General features: G+C 72.9%; 21 protein-coding genes. 11 read left to right on the forward strand and 10 right to left on the reverse strand.

Annotated elements, in window-relative coordinates; all coding sequences use genetic code 11:
• Positions 1-140: 140 nt before the first annotated feature.
• The 3 genes from ACZ501_RS30765 to ACZ501_RS30775 form a co-directional block, all read right to left on the reverse strand.
• The gene (locus tag ACZ501_RS30765; RefSeq protein WP_468799819.1) at positions 141-992 is read right to left on the reverse strand and encodes an alpha/beta fold hydrolase; all 852 of its coding nucleotides are present in this window, start codon (positions 990-992) and stop codon (positions 141-143) included.
• Entirely contained in the window at positions 989-1,501 is a 513-nt protein-coding gene (locus ACZ501_RS30770) for a MarR family winged helix-turn-helix transcriptional regulator (RefSeq protein WP_468799821.1), read from the reverse strand. Before ACZ501_RS30770 ends, ACZ501_RS30765 begins: the two co-directional genes overlap by 4 nt.
• A 254-nt stretch (positions 1,502-1,755) precedes the next feature.
• Positions 1,756-2,370: a TetR/AcrR family transcriptional regulator gene (locus ACZ501_RS30775; protein ID WP_361610716.1), complete on the reverse strand. Its 615-nt coding sequence runs from the start codon at positions 2,368-2,370 to the stop codon at positions 1,756-1,758.
• A gap of 153 nt (positions 2,371-2,523) precedes the next feature.
• On the opposite strand from ACZ501_RS30775, the gene ACZ501_RS30780 reads away from it, so the two are divergent.
• The 3 genes from ACZ501_RS30780 to ACZ501_RS30790 all read left to right on the forward strand — a co-directional run bounded on the left by ACZ501_RS30780 (position 2,524) and on the right by ACZ501_RS30790 (position 5,143).
• The gene (locus ACZ501_RS30780; RefSeq protein WP_468799823.1) at positions 2,524-3,492 is read left to right on the forward strand and encodes an oxidoreductase; all 969 of its coding nucleotides are present in this window, start codon (positions 2,524-2,526) and stop codon (positions 3,490-3,492) included.
• Positions 3,493-3,624: 132 nt separating this feature from the next.
• Complete coding sequence (locus ACZ501_RS30785) at positions 3,625-4,269, forward strand: dihydrofolate reductase family protein (protein ID WP_468799825.1); 645 nt, start codon at positions 3,625-3,627, stop codon at positions 4,267-4,269.
• 49 nt (positions 4,270-4,318) lie between these two features.
• Positions 4,319-5,143: an MBL fold metallo-hydrolase gene (locus tag ACZ501_RS30790; RefSeq protein WP_361610711.1), complete on the forward strand. Its 825-nt coding sequence runs from the start codon at positions 4,319-4,321 to the stop codon at positions 5,141-5,143.
• A 132-nt stretch (positions 5,144-5,275) separates the two neighbouring features.
• Here ACZ501_RS30790 and ACZ501_RS30795 read toward each other — a convergent pair whose 3' ends face one another.
• Entirely contained in the window at positions 5,276-5,497 is a 222-nt protein-coding gene (locus tag ACZ501_RS30795) for a chaplin (RefSeq protein WP_361605847.1), read from the reverse strand.
• A 510-nt stretch (positions 5,498-6,007) separates the two neighbouring features.
• Here ACZ501_RS30795 and ACZ501_RS30800 point away from each other — a divergent pair.
• The 4 genes from ACZ501_RS30800 to ACZ501_RS30815 all read left to right on the forward strand — a co-directional run bounded on the left by ACZ501_RS30800 (position 6,008) and on the right by ACZ501_RS30815 (position 11,935).
• Positions 6,008-7,588 (forward strand): sensor histidine kinase, encoded by a 1,581-nt coding sequence (locus ACZ501_RS30800; RefSeq protein ID WP_361605838.1) that lies wholly within the window; start codon positions 6,008-6,010, stop codon positions 7,586-7,588.
• Between the two features lie 47 nt (positions 7,589-7,635).
• Entirely contained in the window at positions 7,636-8,262 is a 627-nt protein-coding gene (locus tag ACZ501_RS30805) for a response regulator (RefSeq protein ID WP_468799928.1), read from the forward strand.
• Positions 8,263-8,541: 279 nt separating this feature from the next.
• Entirely contained in the window at positions 8,542-9,318 is a 777-nt protein-coding gene (locus ACZ501_RS30810) for an ABC transporter ATP-binding protein (RefSeq protein WP_361605832.1), read from the forward strand.
• A gap of 49 nt (positions 9,319-9,367) precedes the next feature.
• Positions 9,368-11,935 carry an ABC transporter permease gene (locus ACZ501_RS30815; protein ID WP_468799827.1) on the forward strand — a complete coding sequence of 856 codons (2,568 nt, stop codon included), beginning with the start codon at positions 9,368-9,370 and terminating at the stop codon, positions 11,933-11,935.
• A 130-nt stretch (positions 11,936-12,065) separates the two neighbouring features.
• Here ACZ501_RS30815 and ACZ501_RS30820 read toward each other — a convergent pair whose 3' ends face one another.
• From ACZ501_RS30820 to ACZ501_RS30830, 3 genes are all read right to left on the reverse strand, one after another.
• The gene (locus ACZ501_RS30820; RefSeq protein WP_362454674.1) at positions 12,066-12,914 is read right to left on the reverse strand and encodes an SCO4651 family lipoprotein; all 849 of its coding nucleotides are present in this window, start codon (positions 12,912-12,914) and stop codon (positions 12,066-12,068) included.
• Positions 12,915-13,012: 98 nt separating this feature from the next.
• The gene (locus ACZ501_RS30825; RefSeq protein ID WP_468799829.1) at positions 13,013-13,786 is read right to left on the reverse strand and encodes a hypothetical protein; all 774 of its coding nucleotides are present in this window, start codon (positions 13,784-13,786) and stop codon (positions 13,013-13,015) included.
• A gap of 97 nt (positions 13,787-13,883) precedes the next feature.
• Entirely contained in the window at positions 13,884-14,339 is a 456-nt protein-coding gene (locus ACZ501_RS30830; RefSeq protein WP_468799930.1) for a MarR family winged helix-turn-helix transcriptional regulator, read from the reverse strand.
• A 220-nt stretch (positions 14,340-14,559) separates the two neighbouring features.
• Between ACZ501_RS30830 and ACZ501_RS30835 the strand changes: the two genes are divergently transcribed.
• The 4 genes from ACZ501_RS30835 (at position 14,560) to ACZ501_RS30850 (ending at position 18,252) form a co-directional block, all read left to right on the forward strand.
• Positions 14,560-15,690 carry an NADH:flavin oxidoreductase gene (locus ACZ501_RS30835; protein WP_361605820.1) on the forward strand — a complete coding sequence of 377 codons (1,131 nt, stop codon included), beginning with the start codon at positions 14,560-14,562 and terminating at the stop codon, positions 15,688-15,690.
• A gap of 137 nt (positions 15,691-15,827) precedes the next feature.
• Positions 15,828-16,340 carry a hypothetical protein gene (locus tag ACZ501_RS30840; RefSeq protein ID WP_468799831.1) on the forward strand — a complete coding sequence of 171 codons (513 nt, stop codon included), beginning with the start codon at positions 15,828-15,830 and terminating at the stop codon, positions 16,338-16,340.
• A 222-nt stretch (positions 16,341-16,562) separates the two neighbouring features.
• Positions 16,563-17,396, forward strand: a complete 834-nt coding sequence (locus ACZ501_RS30845) for a class I SAM-dependent methyltransferase (protein WP_468799833.1) — start codon at positions 16,563-16,565, stop codon at positions 17,394-17,396.
• Entirely contained in the window at positions 17,293-18,252 is a 960-nt protein-coding gene (locus ACZ501_RS30850; protein WP_361605811.1) for a helix-turn-helix transcriptional regulator, read from the forward strand. Before ACZ501_RS30845 ends, ACZ501_RS30850 begins: the two co-directional genes overlap by 104 nt.
• Before the next feature lie 55 nt (positions 18,253-18,307).
• Here ACZ501_RS30850 and ACZ501_RS30855 read toward each other — a convergent pair whose 3' ends face one another.
• The 3 genes from ACZ501_RS30855 to ACZ501_RS30865 form a co-directional block, all read right to left on the reverse strand.
• Positions 18,308-18,613: an STAS domain-containing protein gene (locus tag ACZ501_RS30855; protein WP_468799835.1), complete on the reverse strand. Its 306-nt coding sequence runs from the start codon at positions 18,611-18,613 to the stop codon at positions 18,308-18,310.
• A 120-nt stretch (positions 18,614-18,733) separates the two neighbouring features.
• Positions 18,734-19,921 (reverse strand): phospholipase D-like domain-containing protein, encoded by a 1,188-nt coding sequence (locus tag ACZ501_RS30860; RefSeq protein WP_468799837.1) that lies wholly within the window; start codon positions 19,919-19,921, stop codon positions 18,734-18,736.
• A gap of 166 nt (positions 19,922-20,087) precedes the next feature.
• Positions 20,088-21,245, reverse strand: coding sequence for an acyltransferase family protein (locus ACZ501_RS30865; protein ID WP_468799839.1), 1,158 nt, complete (start codon positions 21,243-21,245; stop codon positions 20,088-20,090).
• Positions 21,246-21,306: the final 61 nt, after the last annotated feature.

Consider the following 21,306-nt stretch of genomic DNA (forward strand, 5'->3'; position numbering starts at 1 on the left):
GGACCAGTCGCTCGGGCGGACCGCCCTCGCAGGGACACGAACCGTACGGACACCGCGCCCGGCCCCGGCTGGGGGCAGGCCGGGCGGGCCGGCGGCGCGTCGGAGGTGGAGCCGGTCGCTGAAGCGGCTTGCCGACAGGCTCAGTTGGAGCCGGTCACGGCAGCGAGGAAGGATGCGACCGCGGGGTTGAAGAGTTCCGTGCTCTCCAGGTTGACCATGTGTGCCGCCGAGGCGAGCCGCCGGTGCCTGGCATCGGGAACGGTTCGGGCGATGGCCCGGGCGTTCGCCGAGATGTCGCTGCTGTCGAGTTCTCCGTCGAGGACCAGGGTGGGCACGGCGATGGCAGCCAGCCGGTCCGCTGCACCGACTTCCCTCGGTGTCCCCGCGCCGAGGCCGCGGGCGTGCCGCACGACGTTGGCGTACGCCGACGCACGCAACCGCTCACGCAGTCCGCCTTCGACCTGGGACGGTTCGCGGTGGGGGCCGTCCACCCACATCCGCAGGAAGTGCTCCACGAACCGCTGTGCGCCGTCGTCCGGGTCGCCCACCGCGGCCATCTGCTGTGCGGTGTGGTGCGCGACGTAGGGGTCGGTGAAGGGGCGGCCGCTCACCCCGGGCGAGGCGAGGACCAGTGCCGACACGGAATGCGGACGGGCTATCGCCGTATCGACGGCGGTCCGGGCGCCGAGGGAAAGGCCCACCAGCGTGGCACGGGCGACGTCGAGGCGGGTGAGCAGGGCGTGCAGATCGTCGTGGTGGGCGTAGTCCCGAGTGACGGTGGAGGAACGTCCGTGACCGCGGGCGTCGTAGCGGATGACGCGGAAGCCCAGGCCCGCGAGCCAGGTGAACTGCTCGTCCCACATGTGCAGGTCGAGCATGCCGCCGTGGAGCAGGACGACGGGGGGTCCTTCGCCGGCCGACTCGTAGAAGAGCTCGCCCGCCTCGACGGGTACGGTGCCGGCCGTGACCGGGCTCGTCCGGGGATGCGTCATGGTGCGTCCTCTCCTCGATCCGCGGGGTGCGGCGGGGCGTCCTGTGCGAGGTCCCTGAACTCCTCGCCGAGGCGCCGGAGTACGTGCAGGGCCGTCATGACGTCACCGGCGGAGAGGTCGGAGAGCCGGCGCCGCAGCTCGGCTTCCTCGGCTTCCTGGATGCCCCTGATGGTGGCTTCCCCTTCCGGGGTGAGCCGGATCAGGCGCGAGCGCCGGTGCTCCGGGTTCGGGGTGCTCTCCGCCAGCCCCAGGACTGTCGCGTCGTTCACCAGACGCTGGACCGGCTGCCGGTCCAGGCCCAGGAGGCGGGCCAGTTGAGGCACCGTTCGGGGTCCGGCCCTGCGCAACTCGTCCATCACCGCGTGCTGCCCGGCCGTCATCCCCGTGCCCACCAGCTCCCGCTCCACGGCACGCACGACCGTACGGTGCAGCGGCCACAGGCTGCGGATCACTTCGTAGAGCAGGGGGCCCGCGAGGTGGTCCGGCCCGGTGCGCTCGACGCCACTCATGGTGTCATCATGACACCTTCAGTGTCGTCGTGACCAGGTTCTGTTCCACGCGTATCCCCAGGGGCCGCCGCGGAGTTCGCGGGTTCGACCCCAGGGGCCGCGGGCGTGCCACGTCGAAGCACCCCGCCCGGTACGGCAGCCGACTGGGGGAGCCGGTGTGGACGTCAATGGAAAGGCGCATTCCCCCCTGCCAGGTGACCGATTCCGCCGTGCCGGCAGCGACCTGCCCCGGCGGACGGAGGCGCCGGGCTGGGTCAGGGCGACCGGAGGACGCCGGCGTGCGCGGCGGCGAGGGCGACGGCCACGGCCCGGTCGGCGGTCGCTTCGTCGACCGGCTCACCGGTGAACGCGAGGCGGAACCAGATCGGCGCGACGAGGGCCTTGAGGAGTTCGGCCGGGTCCGTACCCGCGGGCAGTTCACCGCGTTCGACGGCGCGGGTGACGACGGGTTCCGCCCGGCGGAAGCGGTCCTCGAAGAGCGCGCGCTTGATCTCGGCCAGCCGGGGCGTGCGCACGGCGTCCGAGAGGGCGGTGGTGAGCAGGGCCCGGCCCGCGTCCGTGGTCATGGTCGCGACGAGCGAGCGGGCCAGGGCGCGCAGGTCGCTCTCCGCCGCCCCGGTGTCGGGGATCGGGATGTCCGCGGCGAAGTGGCCGGTCAGGGCGTCGGCGACCAGCTCGTCGGAGGTCTTCCAGTTCCGGTAGATCGTGGTCTTGTGCACGCCGGCCCGCTGGGCGACGGCATCGACGGTCAGTGCGGCGTACCCGGCCGCGGTGAGCTCGGAGATGGTCGCCGCCAGTACGGCGGCGCGCATCCTGGGCCCGCGCCCGACGGCGGGGCCGCGGTCCGAGGACGACTCGACGGACTTCATTGCAACTCCTAGTTGCGTTATTGGCGGTGCATGCGACAGCATCAGGGTAATGCAACTGGCGGTTGCGATACGGGTGGGCTGTGCCCTACGCCGGTCAGGGCCGGGACCCGGAACCCGGCCCGCCACCGCCCCCACCCGTCGATGGAGGTTCCCATGACCCCTGCACCCCAGGCCCCCGCCCACACCGCGCCGGGCGAGCGCTGGACGCCCGACACCATCCCGGACCAGTCCGGGCGCCTCGCCGTGGTCACCGGCGCCAACAGCGGTATCGGCTACGCCACTGCCCGCGCACTCGCCCGCCGCGGTGCCCACGTCGTCCTGGCCTGCCGCAGCGAGGAGCGCGGGCGCACGGCGGTGGAGCGCCTGCGGACCGAGATACCGGGGGCCCGGGCGGAACTGCGCCTGCTCGACCTCGCCGACCTGGAGTCCGTCCGCCGCTTCGCCGGGGACTGGAGCCACGACCACGACCGTCTCGATCTGCTGGTCAACAACGCCGGCATCGCCATGGTGCCCTTCTCCCGGACCGCCGACGGCTTCGAGTCCCAGTTCGGCGTCAACCACCTCGGCACGTTCGCGCTCACCGGCCTGCTCCTGCCGCACCTGTTGCGCGCCCCCGACCCGCGCGTGGTCACGGTCAGCAGTGAGGGCCAGCGGTTCGCCCGGTTCGACCTGGGCAACCTCGACGCCGAGCGCGGCTACCGGGCCTTGTTCGCCTACCTCCAGTCGAAGCGGGCGAACCTCTACTTCGCCGTGGAACTGCAGCGCAAGGCCGACGCCGCAGGGCTCGGACTGCGCAGCATGGCCGTGGCTCCCGGACTCACCCGTTCCAACGTCCTCACCGGCGGCGCCAACACCGCCCGGGGCCGCACGTACCGCGCCTTCACGCGCCTGCTGCTGCGCAGCGCCTTCCGGCCCACCCCGGAGGGCGCCAAGACCTCCCTGTACGCCGCGACCGTCCCCGGCCTGCCCGGAGGGAGCTACGTCGTACCCGACGGGCCGCTCCAGCTCCGGGGCGAACCCGTCCCGCGCGGCCGGGAGCGCGCCCTCCACGACCTCACCACCGCCCGCCGGCTCTGGACCCTCTCGGAACGGCTGACCGGGGTGCGCTACCCGTTGCCCTGACCCTTCCGGGCCCGCGGTGCCCGCGCAGTTGCGGGGAACGGGTGAAACCGGACTCCGCCGCGCCGATGAGTTCGCACGCTCGCGGGGGTCTGTCCCTATGACAGGAGTCGACCGAGCAAACGGGAGCACGTCATGGGCCTGATCCACATCGAGATGTTCGCGACCCTCGACCTCGTCGGGCAGGCACCCGGCGGGCCTGACGAGGACCCGATCGGGTTCCCCTTCGGCGGCTGGCAGGCCCCCTTGCTGGACGAGGTCGCCGGGGCGCAGGTCGGTGCCGCGTACCAGGGCACGGACGCCCTGCTGCTCGGCCGGCGGACGTACGACATCTTCGCCGCCTATTGGCCCCACCAGGAGGGCGGCGAGGACAACGAGATCGCCACGCTGTTCAACAGCGTGCCCAAGTACGTGGCCTCGCGCGGCACGCCCGACCTCTCCTGGGCCGGGTCCGCACAGCTCGGACCAGACCTGGCCGCAGGGGTGCGGGAGATCCGTGACCGCCACGAGAACGTGAAGGTCGTCGGAAGCCTGAACCTCGTGCAGACCCTCCTGCGCGAGAAGCTCTTCGACCGTCTCGACCTGTGGGTGCACCCGGTCGTGCTCGGGGTCGGGAAGAAGGTCTTCGACGACGGCGCGGTGCCCACGAACCTCACGCTCCTCTCGCCTCCGGCGGCCGGCCCCAAGGGCACCGTGTTCCTGCGCTACGGCCTGGCTGCCGGGACTCCCGCCACGGGGGACATGAGCGCACCCGACCGCGGCTTGGGAAGCGAGCACTGAGAGCGGCTCAGCGCAGGCGTGGAGCGCGGATCCGTCGGAGACTCTTCCCATGGCCGTAACCGTGACCCGCTTCGCCGCGCCGACCGCCAGTGTGAACAGCTGGCTGGTCGCCGACGAGAGCAGCATCATCGTCGTCGACGTCCTGCGCAGCAGCGCCGAGGCCGCCGAGCTGGCCGACCGGGTGGCCGCCACCGGAAAGCAGCTCCTCGGGGTGCTCGTCACCCACGGCCACCCCGACCACTACATCGGGCTGCGCACCTTCGCCGAACGGTTTCCGCAGGCTCCCCTCCTGGTCGCCTCGCCGGAGATCGCCGCCGACGTCAGCGGTTTCACCGCGTGGATGGAGTCCGTCGGCTGGCTGGACGCCGAACCCGCGATGAAGCCCCGCTCCGCCGCCCACCCCGACGGCTTCGACTACGGCCTCCTCCGCGTGGCCGACCGACCGGAACTCACTCTCGCCGGCGGTGCGGTCCTGCGTCTGGACACCGAGTGGCCCGCGGCGGAGGCCGATCACACGACCGTCGTCCACGTCCCCGACGCCAACGCGGTGCTGACCAGCGACCTGGTCTACTCCGGCGTGCACGCCTGGGAAGGCCCGCAGGTGACACGGGACAAGATCGAGGCCTGGCTGTCGGCCCTGGACACGCTGCGCGAGCGCTACGGCGCCGAAGTCGTCGTGCACCCCGGCCACGGACCCGCGGGGGATGCCGCCCGCTACGAGGAGATCCGCCGCTACCTGGAGGACTTCCTCGACGTCACCGCCGCCGCCACGAACCGGGAGCAGGCCACGGCCGAGATGGTCCGCCGCTACCCCGAGCACGGCCAGGCCGACTTCCTGCTGCCGCTCAGCGTCGACTTCCACGTCCCGGCCTGACCCGGCCCTGTCGCCGAGGCCGGGGCGGGGGTGGTCACCCGGAGGATCGGCGCCGGCGGCGAACGACGCCCGGCGGCCCCGCTCGCGCCGTAGGAGGCCGGCCGAGCGGGGCCGCCGGGAACTCGGGAGCGGTCAGGCGTTGACGCAGGTGTTGCCGAAGGCCGGGTTGAGCAGGCCGATGATGTCGACCGTGTTCCCGCAGGCGTTGACCGGCACGTGAACCGGTACCTGGATCACGTTGCCGGAGACCACGCCGGGCGAGTTCAGGGCCGCGGCCTGCGCACCGGCGTCGGCGGCGGCGCCACCGGCGCCACCGGCGACCGCGACACCCGCGGCGAGAACGGCAAACGTGATCTTGAACTTGGAGAACACGAAAAGCTCCTAGGAACAGGGGAGACGGATCCTCGCCGGAAGGCCAGGCATGATCCTTAACGCCCGCACTCCCGGAAAGTCACGCTGCCGACGACGGCCGTCCGGGCGGCGGCCCCTCCCCCGCGCCCGGGCCCCCACCCCCGGCCCCTGCTCGGCGTCCGCCCCCGCATTGCCGCAGTAGGGTGGACACGCGGGGTGCGGTTGTTGGCCAACATGGCCGCGACGGACGACCGTGCCCCGCCCGGCCGGTCGCCGTCGGTCCGGGCCCTCGCGGCCGGATTCTCCTGCGGCTCCGTGGCAGTCCGTACGTCGCCGGGGCTCTGCCCAAAGACATAGCCCGGATCGGTCCAGAGGCCGACGCCCACCCACCCGACGGGATCGATACTGGGCGATGTGTCGCTCATCAGCCGTTTCCGTCAGTGTGCCCCTCCCATGGCGGACGGTCCGGCGCGTCCGGGCGGAGTCGGTCGGGCCGTCTGCGAGACCGCCGGTGTGACGGTCGCCGCGCTCTGTCTCTTCGTGGTCTCCCGGCGGTTGGGGGATCTGCCGCACGCCGGGTTCCAACTGTGCGCGATCGCGGCCGCCGCCGCTCTCTTCCCCCTGCGGCGGCGCCGGCCCGGCGTCGTGCTCCTGGTCCTCGCCGTCCTCACCGGCGCCGCGCCCGTCGTCGGCCCGGTCACGGCAGCTTCTTCGTACGCGGTGGCGACCGGTACGGTGCGCCCGCGTCGGCACGCCCGCCTGTTCGGCGGCGCGGGCCTGCTGATCACGGCGTCGGCGGCCGCGACCGGGCCCTCGCTCGGCCCCGGTTCGGTCACCCGCGCGCTGGAGCTGGCCTTGGTGATGGCGGTGACGGCAGTGGTCGTACCCGGCCTGGTCGGAACCGTGTACGGGCAGCAGGCCCGGCTGCTGCTGGCGCTGCGCGAACGCGGTGACGCGGCCGAGCGGGCCCGGCGGTTCGCCGACAGCGAGGCCCGCACCCACGAGCGCTCCAGGATCGCCGCCGAGATGCACGACCTGTTGGGCCACCGGCTCAGCCTCATCTCGCTGCACGCCGGCGGCCTGGAGCTCGCCCTCGGCGCGTGCGACCCGGAGCTGCGCGAGGAGGCTGCGCTGGTGCGGCGCACCACCGGGGACGCGATGCGCGAACTGCGGCAGGCGCTCGGGGTCCTCGGCCCGCTCGGCCGGGACACCGGGCCGGACGTGCTCACCGACGCCACCGGCACCCGGGCCGACGTCGAGGCGCTGGTGGCGGAGTCCCGGGACGGCGGGATCGCCGTCCGGCTGGAGTGGAGCGGCCCCGACCTCGACGCCCGTCCGCCGCAGGTACGGCGGGCGGTGCACCGGGTGGTGCGGGAGGCCCTGACGAACGTGCACCGGTACGCGCCGGCCTCCCACGTCCTCGTCCGGGTCGAGCACGGCGAGAGGACGGTGCGTCTGACCGTCCGCAACGGCGCGTCCGCCGCGTCCGCCGCGGCGCCGGACGGGGTCGGGACCGGGCGTGGCCTGCCGGGCCTGCGCGAACGGGTCCAGCTGCTCGGCGGCGTCTTCGAGGCCGGTGCGCTGCCGTCCGGCGGTTTCCTGGTGTCGGCGGCCGTCCCGGCGGAACCGGAGGACGCCGTCGCGAGGAACGCGTCCGCAGGCGGCGTGGCAGCCACTCCACCCGAGGCGTTCGACGGCTCCGTGGGGGCGCTGGGGCGCGGCCCGCGGACGGTCAGGGCCGTGGCGTCCGGTCTCGGCGCGGCGGCGCTGTGGGTGTTGATGGCGCTCTCGGTCACGATGGTCTACAGCCAGCCGAGGGGTGTGGTCCCGCCTCCGACGCCGCGCCTGGGGATGACGTACCAGGAGTTGAAGGGGGTCTTCGACAGTCCGGCCGTGCGGGCCGCGGCGACCGGGCACGAACCGCCGCGTCCCGTGGGCGCGGCGGGGTGTGTCTACCCGGCGGCCGGGCCCGGTCCCCGCCCCGGTGCCTTCGCCGTCACCCGCTACTGCTTCGACGCTGCGCAGCGTCTCATCTCCATCGACCGCTTCACCGTCGCGTCCGTACGGGACGCACCGCCCTGGGAGACCCCGTGAACCAGTCCACCGAGCCGATCCGTGTCCTGCTCGCCGATGACGAGGCGATGATCCGGCACGGGGTCCGGCTGATCCTGCGCCACGCCGAGGGCATCGAGGTGGTCGCCGAAGCCGCCGACGGACGCGCGGCGGTCGAGGAGGCCGCCGCGCACCGCCCTGACGTGGCCCTGGTCGACATCCGGATGCCGGTGTGCGACGGGCTGGCCGCGATCGCGCCGCTGCTCGCCCTCGATCCGGCGCCCCGCGTGGTGATGCTGACGACCTTCGGTGACGACGACAACGTCGTGCGGGCGCTGCGGGAGGGCGCCGCCGGGTTCCTGCTGAAGGACGAGGGGCCGCAGGAGCTGATCAGCGCGGTGCGGGCGGCCGCCGCGGGGGACGCCGTACTCTCGCCGGGCGTGACCGGGGCGGTGATCTCCCGGATGCTGCGCTCCGATGCCTCGCAGGACACGGGGGCCGTGGCCGCGGACGAGCGGATCGGCCGGCTCACCGGCCGGGAGCGGGAGGTCCTGGCGATGCTGGGCCAGGGGCTCTCGAACCAGGACGTCGCCGGGCGGCTCGGTATCGGGGTCGGCACGGTGAAGACCCATGTGGGCGCCATCCTGGACAAGACCGGCACGGCGAGCCGGGTCCAGGCCGCGCTGCTGGCCCACCGGGCCGGCCTGGCTTCCTGACGACGGGAGCCCGCAGGCAGGCGGCCCACCCGCTGCGTCTCCGGCGGGAGCGGGTCCCCGACGCCGGCGGCACGCCTGCCGCGTCTCCGCCCCGAGACGGAGTCCCCGCGGCCCGGTCCCTGACCTTCGGCAGAGCGAAGCCGGGGCGGGCCGGTCCTTCGGCAGAGGCCGACTCCCGCCCGTAGGACGATGTCTGCGCAGTTCAGGGCCGTGAGGATGGATGCGTCCCCCCGGCCCGCGGCGTTGGTCGCGGGTCGTCGCACCCCACGCGGAGTCCCCATGCGAGCTGCTTTCCCCTCCCCCGGCACCCCTCCCACGGAGCCGGCCGCACGTGCGTCCGGCCTGACCAAGACGTACGGGAAGGGGGAGACCCGCGTCACCGCGCTGGACGCGGTGTCCGTGGAGTTCGCGCGGGGCCGGTTCACGGCCGTGATGGGTCCCTCCGGCTCCGGCAAGTCCACGTTGATGCACTGCATGGCCGGCTTGGACCCGGTCAGCTCGGGCTCGGCCCGGATCGGCGGTGTCGAACTGTCCACCCTGAACGACCGGCAGCTCACCGAGCTGCGACGGGAGAAGATCGGCTTCGTCTTCCAGGGTTTCAACCTGCTGTCCACCCTGACCGCGCTGGAGAACATCCTGCTGCCGCTGCGGTTGGCCGGCCGCCGTCCCGAAGCGGCGTGGCTGGACACCGTCGTCGACACGGTAGGGCTCGCGGGCCGGCTCGCGCACCGCCCGTCCCAGCTCTCCGGCGGCCAGCAGCAGCGGGTCGCGGTGGCCCGTGCCCTGCTGTCCCGCCCGGAGATCGTCTTCGCCGACGAGCCGACCGGCAACCTCGACTCCCGGTCCGGAGCGGAGGTGCTGGGCTTCCTGCGCGACTCGGTGCGCGAACTGGGCCAGACCGTCGTGATGGTGACGCACGATCCGGTGGCCGCCGCCCATGCGGACCGGGTGGTGTTCCTCGCGGACGGCCGGCTGGTGGACGAGCTGCACGACCCGACCGCCGACGCCGTACTCGACCGGATGCTCGCGTTCGAAGCCCAGGGCCGCACCACCTGACGGCCTTCCCGGCCCGCCGTTCACCTCCCGCACTCTTCGAAAGCCCACCATGCTGCGAACAGCCCTGCGCAACGTCCTCGCGCACAAGGCCCGAATGACCATGACCGTGCTCGCGGTCTGTCTCGGGGTCGCGTTCATCACCGGCTCCCTGGTCTTCGCCGACTCCACCACTGCCGCCTTCCGCGCCTCCATGTCACGGGACTACGCGGACATCGACGTGAGCGTGACGCCGACATCCCGTCCGGGCGCCGAGGAGGCCGAGCAGTACGCCGCGCTCGACGACGTGCTCGTGCGGAAGCTGTCCGCCGTCGCCGGTGTCGCCTCCGTCCGCCCGGCCGCGGACGGTTCGGTCACCCTGGCCGCCAAGGACGGCACACCGATGCGGGCCACGAGCATGATGGGCAGGTTCGGTGTCGCCTACGTTCCCGGCCCCGACGGCAAGGACGGCCGCCACCCGCTGACGGCGGGGCGCGCCCCCCGCGACAGCGGTGAGGTCGCCCTCGACCGCGGGACCGCGGCCGCAGGCGGCTACGTGCTCGGCGACACCGTCACGCTCGCCAAGGACGGACCGGTCCTCAGGATGCGGCTGGTGGGCCTGGTGTCCACCGATGACAGCCGGGTCAACGCCGGCGGCACCCTGGCGGTCTTCGACAGGGGCACGGCCCAGCGGCTCTTCGCCGCGCCGGGGCACTACAACCGGATCGACCTGACTGCCACGGCCGGCACCGGTCAGCCCCTGCTGTCCCAGCGGGTCACCGCGGTGCTGCCGGCCGACCGCGCCGAGGCCACGACCGGCGCCGCGCAAGCCGCGCAGCAGGCCGTCTTCGTCAACAGCAAGATCCACAGCTACGAGCGGCTGCCCGTGCTCTTCGCCGTGGTCTCGCTGTTCATCGGCACGCTGCTCATCGTCAACACGTTCACCATGCTCGTGGCACGGCGCAGCCGTGAGATCGCGTTGCTGCGTGCCGTCGGCGCCACCCGCCGCCAGGTGCTCCTGTCCGTCCTCGCCGAGGCGGCCCTGGTCGGGCTCGCCGCGTCCGCGCTCGGATTCGCGGCGGGCCTCGGGGTGGCCGCGGTGCTGCCGGACGTCCTGGGCACCTCCGGCGACCTGCTGCCGGGGGGACCGCTGGTGATCAGCCCGGCCGCTGTCCTCGCCCCGCTCGTCGTGGGCGTCGGCGTCACCGTGTCGGCCGCCTGGCTGCCGTCGCGGCGCGCGGCACGGATCGCTCCCGTCGAGGCGATGCGCACGGCCGAGCAGGCGCCGTCCGCCGTGGCGTCCCGCGTCCGTGCGGGCGCCGGGCTGGTCCTGGTCGCCGCGGGCGTGGGGCTGCTGTTCTCGCTCGGCAACGCCGACAGTGCCTCCGACGAGAACCTGCGGACCGCGATGTCCGGCGCCGGCCTGCTCGTACTCGGCCTCGTCCTGGCGGCGCCGCTGCTCGCCGGCCCGGTGGTGCGCTTCCTGGGCCGGTTCACCACCCGTTTCGGCGTGGCGGGCGACCTCGCCCGCGAGAACACCCTGCGCGACCCGCGCCGTACCGCCGCCACGGCCGCCACCCTGCTGCTCAGCACCGCGCTGGTCACCGGGCTCGCCGTCATCGACCAGTCCACGAGCCGGGCCCTCCATGCCCAGGCCGCCGCCGGTCTGAGCGCCGACTACGTCATCAGCGCGCGCGACACCACCACGGCCGTCGCCGCCGCCGACGTCAGGCGCGTCGCGGACGTGCCCGGCGTACGGACCGCCTCGGCCGTGGCGGACTCCACCATCAGCGCCGGCGGCCGCGTCCAGACCATCTCGGGGGTCGACCCGGAAACCGTGGACGACGTGATGGAGCTGCACTTCGTCAGCGGTTCCGCCGAAACCCTGCGCCCGGGGCACATCGCCGTCTCGCAGAGCTTCGCCCGGGACCAGCACGTCACCACCGGCGAGCGGATCCGGGCGGCCATCGGCCCCGGATCCGGTGACCGCGACGAGTCCTTCACCGTCGTCGGCGTCTACCGGGACAACCCCACCGCCCAGGACGCCATCGGCTACCGCACCGACGTGCAGGAGCGCGGCTTCCTGCACGACTCCGTGCAGCGCGTCCTGGTCCGCACCACCGGCGGGGCGGTCTCCGCGGACCTGGAGAAGCGCCTGCGCGCCGCCGTGAGCGACAGCCCGCTGCTGAAGGTCCACAACCGTGCGGAGCTCGTCGAGGAGCAGGCCGGCGTCGCCGGCGACCTGATGACCATGGTGTTCGGCCTGCTCGCCATCGGCGTACTGATCTCCGGGCTCGGCATGGTCAACACCCTGGCCATGTCGGTCTCGGAGCGCACCCGTGAGATCGGCGTCCTGCGGGCCATCGGCATGGACCGCTCCGGCGTCCGCCGCATGATCTGCCTGGAAGCCGTCTGCGTCGCCGCCTTCGGCACCCTGCTCGGGCTGCTGGGCGGCCTGTTCGGGGCGTGGAAGGTCAGCGGACTGGCCAACGGTGCGATCCCGCAGTACTCCTTCTCCCTGCCTTGGGGCACCCTGGCCTGCGTGGTCCTGCTCTCCCTGTGCGCCGGCGCCGCTGCGGCCGCCCTGCCCGCCCGCCGCGCGGCGGCCCTCGGCCCCCTGCGCGCCGTCACGGACAGCTGAGAGCCGCACTCCGCGATGGGTTCACCGGCCCCCGTCTCCGCGCGACCAACGCCGGGACCGGCAGCGATCGACGGCCGCCACCCGTTCCCGGGTGACGGCCGTCCCGTGGGCACTCGGCGACGAGCGCCGATCAGCCCTGCGCCTTGTTCGCCTCCTTGAACGCCGCCGTGATGTCGGCCGTCTCGGCGGCGGGCGGGGCGGCGATCTCCTTGGCCGCGCCGAAGGAGAGGAAGTCCATGGAGATGGCGGTGCTCCCGAAGACCTGGCTCAGGCGGGCCGGCATGCCCTTCTCGTCCACCCACACGTCGGTCACGAGCTCGGTGCCCGCACCGCCCAGGGCTTCGTACGCCGCCCCTGCGGTCTGCTTGTCCAGCTTCTCCACGGGGATGGTGGCCTTGTAGTGGACGGAGGGCTTCCCGTTCACGTCCTCCTTGCCCACCTTGTTGACGCCCTTCGCCCACTTGAGGGTCTTCAGGCCGGCGGTGGGGTCGTTGTTCGGGCCGTTCATCGCGGCCGCGCCCTTGTCGCCCAGCACGGCCGAGGCGTCGACCTTCAGCCAGGTCTTCCCCTCGAACGGGCCGGACTCCGCCCGGTCGACCTGGTAGTAGTAGGCGCCCTGGACCAGGCGGTAGGTGACCGTGCCGTCCTTGACCAGTTCCTCCATCTGCACGTCCTTGGCCGGGAGCTCGGCCTCCATGGCCACGCCGTTGCCCCACGAGTAGACACCGGTCATCACCGTGGGCCGGCCGCCCGTCTCGGCCATGGACACCGTCATCTTGACCTCGGCCGAGCCGGCCTGCGACGCCGCGTCGGATGCCTTGGTCAGGGCCGCCAGCATCGCGTCGGCGGTGTCCGCCGCCTCCTGCTTCACGGCCTTGGCCGTGTCGGCGGCCTGCTTGCCCGACAACGAACAGCCCACGAGACCCGTGGACATGACCCCTACCGCCGCCGCGCTCGCGACGGCCTTGCCCAGCTTCATTTCCCCACCCCTGCCTGTGCTGATGACCGGAGAAATCTACCCGCTGGAATCGAACTCGTGCGCACATTTCCCGTACGACCGGGGGACGTGGCTCGCCGTCAGAGCGCCGACGGCCCGCCGCACTTCGGACGGGGGCTGGCGAACACAGTCCGCACGGCCTCCGCCACCCGGTCGAGGAACTCGGCCGGAAGTTCCTTCGAGGTCCACGGGGACCAGCCGTCCAGGCCGTCGGGGAACTGCTCGGCGACCCGCTCTGCTTCCTCGGCGGCCTGGGACGGGCTGGGGCCCGGAACCCGCAGGGCCGCCACCGTCCAGCCGGTCAGCTCGTACACCTCGACGTACTGGTACCACTCGGCGTCGTCCCAGCCGAGTCTGGCGGCCCGGGCCCAAGCCCCCTTCAGCACCTCCACCACGGCATCCGCCGCCCGCTGTGGAGCGTCGCCCGTCGCCGCCCGGGCGGCCTGTTCGGCGTGCCCGAGCATGTCCAGCGTGGCCTGGAAACGGAATCTGGCGAAGACGTCGAGGTGCCCGCCGATCGTGCTGCGGAAGGCTCTGCCCCGGCCGTGGCCGTACGAGGCGTCCCTCCACGGACGCAGCGAAGGCGGCCAGGCCCCGTTCGGGCCGGTTCGCCTGGTCCCGGCACCGATCACGGCGTCGAACCAGCCCTGGTGGTAGGCATCGCACGCGACGGCGATCGCCCGCACGTCGGCGTCCGTCGCCTGCCCCTCCGGGTCCAACCGGCCCCACAGCCCGGTGAGCGCGCGTTCCACGGCGGTCCTCACCGCGCGGTGGGGACCGTCGTCCTGGAAGCGCGCCGCCCAGGGCAGCAGCGCCCGGTGGCAGGCGGACCAAGGATCCCGATCATGTGACACCGCCCCAACCTAGCCCAGCGCTCTCCTGCGCCTCCGGCCGCTCCGGACGGAGTTCGAGGATCGGCTCGAACGCGGGCGCTTCCTGCGGTGCGGGGGTCTACGGGGCCTGCGGGCGGCAGGCGGTGCGGGCGTCGTCTTCCTCCGCGCGCGGCCAGTGGCGTCCTTCGAGGGCCTCGGCGCTGCGGTTGAGCCGGACCAGGACGTCCTCCAGCTCCTGCACCTCCTCGGGGGACCAGCCGGCGACCACCCGGGCCAGACAGGAGCGGTTGGCCTCACGGTCTGCTGCGAGCCGGCGCGCGCCTTCGGCGGTGATGCGCAGCTTGCGGGCCATGCCGCCGTCCGGGTCCGCGACGCGCTCGGCCAGTCCGCAGCGCAGCAGTGCGGCCGTCTGGCGGTTCACGGTCGAGGTGTCGAGCCCGAAGGCCTCCGCCAACTGCCCGATGGACATGGGGCCCTGGGTGTCGATCCGGCTGAGCAGCAGGTACGCCGACCGCTCCAGGCGCTCGGGGTCGCGCTCGCGCAGGGCGAGCACCTGGTGCCGCGAGAGCAGCATCAGCTCCCGCTCCAGTTTCTCCAGCACTGCGCCTCCCGCTCCTCTCGGCGCTCCATTATCGCGGACCGGTCGAACCGTGTGCCGCGGACCTCGGGACGGGTGGCCCGCGGGCGGCTCCCACGGGGGCCGGGGCGCCGCAATATGCATGATACACAACATGTGTATGATGCACTTCTCGTTGCCACCCCGACGAGCCCCAGCCTCACACCGGAGGACCCGCATGACCGTCACCACGTCCACCGCCTCCCGCGCGGCCGAGATCCTGTCCCGGCCTGTCAAGCTGAACGGCCTGACCGTCCCCAACCGCATCGCGATGGCGCCGATGACGCGGATGTTCTCCCCCGGCGGCGTGCCCGGCGAGGACGTGCAGGCGTACTACGCGAGCCGGGCCGGTGCGGGGGTGGGCCTGATCGTCACCGAGGGCACCTACGTCGGGCACGAGTCCGCCGGGCAGAGCGACCGGGTGCCCCGGTTCCACGGCGAGGACCAACTGGCGGGGTGGGCGAAGGTCGCCGCGGCCGTCCACGAGGCGGGCGGCACCATCGTTCCCCAGTTGTGGCACATAGGCATGGTGCGCAAGCAGGGCGAGGCGCCGTACGCCGACGCGCCCGCGGTCGGTCCCTCCGGCATCCGCGTCGACGGCACCGAGGGCGCCGGCAAGGCGATGACCAGCGCCGACCTCGACGACGTCATCGGCGCGTTCGCCGACGCCGCCGCGGAGGCCGAGCGGATCGGCTTCGACGGCGTCGAACTCCACGGCGCCCACGGCTACCTGCTCGACCAGTTCCTGTGGGAGCGGACCAACCGCCGCACCGACGCGTACGGCGGGGACGCGGTGGCCCGTACGAAGTTCGCCGCGGAGATCGTGGCGGCCGTCCGCGAGCGCGTCGCGGCCGACTTCCCGGTGATCTTCCGCTACTCGCAGTGGAAGCAGGAGGCCTACGACGCCCGGCTCGCGCAGACCCCGGACGAGCTGGAGGCGATCCTGGCCCCGCTGGCGGCTGCGGGCGTCGACGCGTTCCACGCCTCCACCCGGCGCTACTGGATCCCGGAGTTCGAGGGCTCGGACCTGAACCTGGCGGGCTGGACCAAGAAGCTCACCGGCCGGCCGACCATCACCGTCGGCTCGGTCGGCCTCGACGGCGACTTCCTCCGCGCCTTCGCCGGCGAGGGCGCGGCGCTCGGCGACATCGACAACCTCCTGGACCGCATGGAGCGCGACGAGTTCGACATGGTCGCCGTCGGCCGGGCATTGCTCCAGGACCCGCAGTGGGCGGCGAAGGTCCTCGGCAACCGCTTCGACGAGCTGAAGCCGTACGACGCGGCGGCACTCAAGTCGCTCAGCCGCTAGCCGCCAGCCGTGGGGGAACCCCGTGACGTCGGTCCGCCGAGGCCACGGGGCCCCGGCGCTCCGACAAACCCCATGTTCCCCGGCGGGTTCAGGTGCGAGACTCCCTCTTTGATCATTCACAGGGGGAGTGCACCACCATGGACCTACGCAGTGGCATGCCGGCGAAGCGCGGCGTGCTCGTGCTCATCGCCGCCATCATCCTCACGGGTTGCGGACCCGCCGGAACGGGCGGCGGCTCTCCCGCGAAGGCCTCCTCCTCGCCCGCGTCCACTGCCGCCGCGCCGACGCGTGACTCCGTCGAGGCGGACGTCGTGGCCGCACTCCGCAAGGCCGGCATCGACCCGGCGACGGGCAGGTCCACCCCGGTCCGCAACGGCATGAAGCGTCCGGACATGTTCGACTGGTTCGCCACCGTCAAAACCCCGGCCGCGCAGACGGCGTGGACTACGGCCGGGGCTGAACTGGAACGCCTCGGGTGGGTCAGGAGGCGTGATGAAGGCACCCTCGTCCAGTACAAGAAGGGCGACTGGAGTCTGCTGTCCGCCGTCATGGGTCCGGACGCGCTGTCGGCCCTCCAGGAGGGGGACAGCGTGCTCTCTTTCACGGCCACGAAGCACGATTCCGCGGACGGCGCCGAGGACGCGTCCTAGCACCGCGCCGGTACGCGGACACCGGGCCCGTCTCGTGGTCGGGGAGCCGGTGAACGAGGCCCGTGCGGTTCCCGTCCGCTGCGGCGCCATGTGCCGACCCGGCCGGGGGCGAGGACGGGGGCATCGGCACGTGGCAGTCGGGGAACGCATGACCCGTGCGGCTTCCCTCCCCGGGAGGGAGGGTAGCCATCCGCCTCAAGCCACCTCTCGCCAAGGAGCTCGGTGACCGCCACGACACCCGCCGCCTACTGGGAGCCGCTCTGGGCGGATGGCCGCCGCTACCGTCCGCTGACGGGACCCGAGACCGACTTCCTCCACAAGCACCTCGGCCCCGGTCGTGGTCGGCCCGCCCTCGACATCGGATGCGGGGACGGTGCTCTCGCACGGTACCTCCACCACCGGCTCGGCTACCGCGCCACCGGCCTCGACTGCGCCCCCAGTGCCATCACCGCCGCCCGGGGCACCGGGCCGGTGCCCGGGCCGGCCTGGCGGCTGACGGACTTCACCGCCGACGACCTCTCCGCCCTGCCGGAGCCCGCCTACGCGGCCGTGACCTGCCGCCTGGTCTACCGGTGGGTGGACGACAAGCCCGCCTTCCTCGACCGGGTACGACGCGTACTGGCGCCCGGCGGTGTCTTCTCGGTCGTCACCGAAGTCGCAGGTCCGCGCAAGAACGCGGGCCCCCTGAGGGACCTCGCGATCACCGCTGCCGAGGCGGAGGCACTCACCGCCGGCTGGTCCGCTGTACGGGTCGCCGACATCGACGTGCTCCGCTGTTACGCCCTGCGTCCCCGACCGCCCCCTCATCGGCCCGGTGTCCCCCGGCGGGGCCGGGCACGGGGGCGAGATCATTTATGCTGCCCGCCGGAGAGCTGCGTACGGGCATCCCCGGCCCGGGCGCGCAGCGGGCGTCGTCGATCGGGTCCGGGTACGGGTGGGGAAGGAGCCGAAGGTGGCGCGGGAAGTGGCGCGGACTTGTTTCGCCACGCGGGACCAGGAGGAGGCGAGGGGGTTCCTGGACCGTGCCTACGGGACGAGTCTGCGGGCTCGCGGTGAGCTGGCGGGCCGGCCCCTGCGCCATGAGCGGGTGTCCGTCGGGGCGCTCGCGTGGGAGGAGCTCGTCGTGCCGGGCGAGTTGTCGTACGCCTGTGACCCGTTGGACCGCATCGTGTTCTCCATGCCCACCGAGGGGCTCCTCGATCTGGAGATCGCGGGGCAGGCGAACCGGGCGGGCCGCGGCGGCATCGTCCTGAACACACCCGGCGCCTCGTTCCGGGGCTCGTCGAGCGACCTGACCACCGAGGCGATCACGCTCGACCCCACGGCCGTCGAGAAGGTCGCGCTCATGCCCCTCGACGAGCACAAGGGGAAGGTCGGCTTCACCGGTACCAGGCCCGTGAACACCGGGGAGGCCCGCCGGTGGCTGGCAACCACCGCCTACGTGCGCGACATCCTCACCGGCCCCGGCGCGGTGACCCCTCTGGTGGCGGGCGAGCTGGCGCGACTCGTCGCGGCGACCGCCCTGGCGGCCTTCCCGCACCATCGCGGTTTCCCGGCCCGGGCGGCCGACCGGAACGATGCCACCGGCGACACCTTCCGCCGCGTGCTCGAATTCATCGAGGACAACGCCCACCGCGACATCTCCATCGCCGACATCGCCGCGTCCGTCCCGATCACGCCCCGGGCGGTGCAGTACGCCTTCGCCCGGCACGCGAACACCACGCCCCTCGCGCACCTGCGCCGGGTACGCTTGGCCCGCGCGCACGCCGAACTCAGGGCTGCCGACCCGCTCACCACAACCGTCACCGCCATCGCGGCGAACTGGGGCTTCGCCCACCCCGGCCGGTTCGCCACGCTCCACCGCACGACCTACGGGGTCGCCCCCTCGACCCTCCTGCGACAGGCCGTGTGAACGAGCAGGACCGCGGCCCCCCGCTGACGCCCGCCCGTGGCGCGCCGTCCGGTGGTCAGGCCGTCCGCCGACTGTTGTCGCGTACCTCGAACAGGGCGAGCGCACCGGTCATTTCCAGGAGGCGCACGAGCTGGTGCGGCAGCGGCCCCGCAAGCAGCAGCGGGCGCGTGTTCCGCAGGTGGATCAGCAGATTGAGGAAGGACGAGTCGGCGAACTCCACCCCCGAGACGTCGAGCACCAGGCGCGTCGCGCCACCAGCCTCCCGTTCGCAGGCCGCCTCCAGTCTCCCGATCGTGTCCAGGTCGAACTCCCCCGAGCACACGACCACGCACACACCGTCCGCCTCAGGCCGGACCGTCACCCGCGGCGACTCCATACAGACCTCCCACCCGCGTCGTACCTCGGCGCAGACCGCCCATCACCTGCGACCGTACATTGTCGGGGCGGACCGGTGCCCCGCGCGCCCGAAGACACGTACGCCCTACAGGAACCGGCGGATGGGCAGCACCGCGGCCTCCCGGGCGCGTTGCAGGGCCGCCCGGCGCTTCCAACGGCGCGGGTCGATGGTCTCGCTGCGTTCGAGGTCGGCGTCGAAGTCACGGTCGAGGCCGGCGGTGAAGTCCTCGTCCAGGACCGCGAGCATGACCTCCTCGTCGTGGTCCATGGACCGCCGGTTGAAGTTGGTGGAGCCGATCAGCGACGCCAGCCCGTCCACCGTCATGATCTTGGCGTGCATCATGGTCGGCTGGTACTGGCGGATCGACACGCCCGCCTCCAGGAGGCGGGCGTAATGGTATTGGCCGGCCAGCTGGCAGGCCCGCTGGTCCGTGTAGGGGCCGGGGAGCAGGATCTCGACCGTCACTCCGCGCCGCGCCGTCGCGCACAGCAGGTCCACGAAGTAGGTGTCGGGAGCGAAGTAGGCGGTGGCGAGGCGGAAGCGGTGCTCGGCGGAGGTGAGCATGACGCGGATGAGTGTCTGCATGTCCTGCCAGCCGAAGCTGGCCGAGCCGCGCACCACTTGCACGACGGAGGAGCCGGGCTGCTCGTGTTCGGTGAAGCGGTCACGGTCGTCGTAGAGCTCGTCGTGGCACTCGGCCCAGTTCTGGGCGAAGGCCGCCGCGATGCCGTCCACGGCCGGACCCCGCACCTTCACGTGGGTGTCCCGCCACTCGTGGGGGTTGCGCGCGTTGCCGCACCACTCGGCGGCGATGCCGACACCGCCGGTGAAGGCCGTGTGCTCGTCGACGACGAGCGCCTTGCGATGGCAGCGGTGGTTCTGCTTCAGGGGCGACAACCACAAGGGTCTGCGGAACCAGGCCACCTGGACACCGGCGGCGTCCATGTCGTCCAGGAGTTCCGGCTCGATCTCCCTCGCACCGAAGCCGTCCAGCAGCAGCCGTACCCGCACTCCGGCGCGGGCGCGCTCGGCGAGGGCGGCGGCGAAGTCGCAGGCTATGTCACCGCGCCAGTACACGAACGTCATCATGTCTATCGTGTGCTCGGCGTCCCGTATCGCGCCCAGCATCGCCGGGAAGATCTCATCGCCGTTGCGCAGGGCGGTGAGTTCGTTGCCCTCCGTCGCGGCTACGCCGATCAGTCGCTCCAGGCGGCGACGCAGCCGCTGGATGCCGGCCGAACGGTCGCCGCGGTGCTGTTCCGCGAGATGCATGCAGATTCCTTGTCGCCGGCTGTTGCGCGTGGTGGGACCGGAGATCCCGGAGTGGCACCGGCCGGCCCTCATACCGACGGGCCGGCCCCGGCAAGCGTACTGACGCCTCGCGCTGCCCCGGACGGCCGTCCCCCGGAGCCGTCCGTCAAGGGAGCCGCCGTCCGGCCTAGGGTCCGGCGGGGATGCGTTCCGCCTCCGGCGCACCGGGCTGGGCGGGCAGCCGGTCGAGCGGGGGCCGGGCCGGGGTTCCCGTCCGGATGTCCTGGATCCCGCGGCGCAGTGCGGCGCCGAGCCGTCGGCCCAGCGGGCGCTCGACGACCCGGTGGACGGTCCAGGCGAGCACCAGCACGCCCGCGGTGGTGGCGAGGACGAGGGGCACGGGGGCGATGCGGCCGCGGAAGTGGTGGATGGCCGTCAGCCCCACCATCATGTGGATCAGGTAGAGCGGGTAGGTGACCGCGCCGGCGTGCCGGAGCCAGCGCCACCGGATGCCGTCCAGGGCACCGAGCCCGAGGGCGGCCATGACGGCGAAGCCCAGCAGGATGATCACGTGGGCGGGCCAGGAGGGCGTCTGCGCGGTGGCGGCCTGTCCGAGGCTGGAGACCATGCGGGCGTGCACGTAGTGCTGCGCGAGGAGGAACTGCACGCCGACGACGGCCCACAGGACGGCGTTCGGCCCGAAGCGGCGCATCAGGTGGAAGGCCATGCCGGCGATGAAGTAGGGGGACGCGGACGGCATCGCGAAGAAGGACAGCACCCCGCTGTCGGCGGTGGGTGCCACCACCCCGGCGAGTGTCCAGACCCCGCAGAACAGCACGCAGTTGCGGTAGGTCACCCCGCGCAGGGCCATGAGCGCGAACAGGACGTAGAACTTGAGTTCCACGAAGAGCGTCCAGTACGCGTCGTCGATGTCCGGGACCCCGAGGCCGCCCTGGAGCATCGACAGGTTCACCACGACGTCGGTGAACCCCGCGATCGGGCGCACCTCGGGCCAGGTGAACAGCACCAGTGAGGTCAGGGCCACCGCCGCCCAGTAGGCGGGGAAGAGCCGGGCGACCCGGGACACCGCGAAGTCGCCCACGCTGCGGCCCCAGGCGCTCATGCAGATGACGAACCCGCTGACGAGGAAGAAGATCTCGACGCCGAGCCAGCCGTAGACCGCCAATCGACGGGCGACGGGGAAGACCCCGGCGGTCGGCTCGCCCCAGGCGCCGGCGAGGACCACGTAGTGGTAGAAGAGCACGGCCAGCGCGGCCAGGACCCGTATGCCGTCGAGGACGGCCAGGCGCCGCTGGGGCGCCGCTCCCGTTCTGCCCGTACTCATCACTCGTCCGCCCCGTTGCCCGTACCACTGTTCGATTACCGCCGCGCAAAGATCAGCGGAA

The sequence above is a fragment of the Streptomyces sp. NPDC034085 genome, assembly GCF_055575555.1.

What these genes read in the sequence shown, in the direction of transcription:
- ACZ501_RS30765 (WP_468799819.1), bottom strand. Translation starts at nt 992, where the DNA reads ATGACGCATCCCCGGACGAGCCCGGTCACGGCCGGCACCGTACCCGTC.
- ACZ501_RS30770 (WP_468799821.1), bottom strand. Translation starts at nt 1,501, where the DNA reads ATGAGTGGCGTCGAGCGCACCGGGCCGGACCACCTCGCGGGCCCCCTG.
- ACZ501_RS30775 (WP_361610716.1), bottom strand. Translation starts at nt 2,370, where the DNA reads ATGAAGTCCGTCGAGTCGTCCTCGGACCGCGGCCCCGCCGTCGGGCGC.
- ACZ501_RS30780 (WP_468799823.1), top strand. Translation starts at nt 2,524, where the DNA reads ATGACCCCTGCACCCCAGGCCCCCGCCCACACCGCGCCGGGCGAGCGC.
- ACZ501_RS30785 (WP_468799825.1), top strand. Translation starts at nt 3,625, where the DNA reads ATGGGCCTGATCCACATCGAGATGTTCGCGACCCTCGACCTCGTCGGG.
- ACZ501_RS30790 (WP_361610711.1), top strand. Translation starts at nt 4,319, where the DNA reads ATGGCCGTAACCGTGACCCGCTTCGCCGCGCCGACCGCCAGTGTGAAC.
- ACZ501_RS30805 (WP_468799928.1), top strand. Translation starts at nt 7,636, where the DNA reads ATGATCCGGCACGGGGTCCGGCTGATCCTGCGCCACGCCGAGGGCATC.
- ACZ501_RS30810 (WP_361605832.1), top strand. Translation starts at nt 8,542, where the DNA reads ATGCGAGCTGCTTTCCCCTCCCCCGGCACCCCTCCCACGGAGCCGGCC.
- ACZ501_RS30815 (WP_468799827.1), top strand. Translation starts at nt 9,368, where the DNA reads ATGCTGCGAACAGCCCTGCGCAACGTCCTCGCGCACAAGGCCCGAATG.
- ACZ501_RS30820 (WP_362454674.1), bottom strand. Translation starts at nt 12,914, where the DNA reads ATGAAGCTGGGCAAGGCCGTCGCGAGCGCGGCGGCGGTAGGGGTCATG.
- ACZ501_RS30830 (WP_468799930.1), bottom strand. Translation starts at nt 14,339, where the DNA reads ATGCTGCTCTCGCGGCACCAGGTGCTCGCCCTGCGCGAGCGCGACCCC.
- ACZ501_RS30835 (WP_361605820.1), top strand. Translation starts at nt 14,560, where the DNA reads ATGACCGTCACCACGTCCACCGCCTCCCGCGCGGCCGAGATCCTGTCC.
- ACZ501_RS30840 (WP_468799831.1), top strand. Translation starts at nt 15,828, where the DNA reads ATGGACCTACGCAGTGGCATGCCGGCGAAGCGCGGCGTGCTCGTGCTC.
- ACZ501_RS30860 (WP_468799837.1), bottom strand. Translation starts at nt 19,921, where the DNA reads ATGCATCTCGCGGAACAGCACCGCGGCGACCGTTCGGCCGGCATCCAG.
- ACZ501_RS30865 (WP_468799839.1), bottom strand. Translation starts at nt 21,245, where the DNA reads ATGAGTACGGGCAGAACGGGAGCGGCGCCCCAGCGGCGCCTGGCCGTC.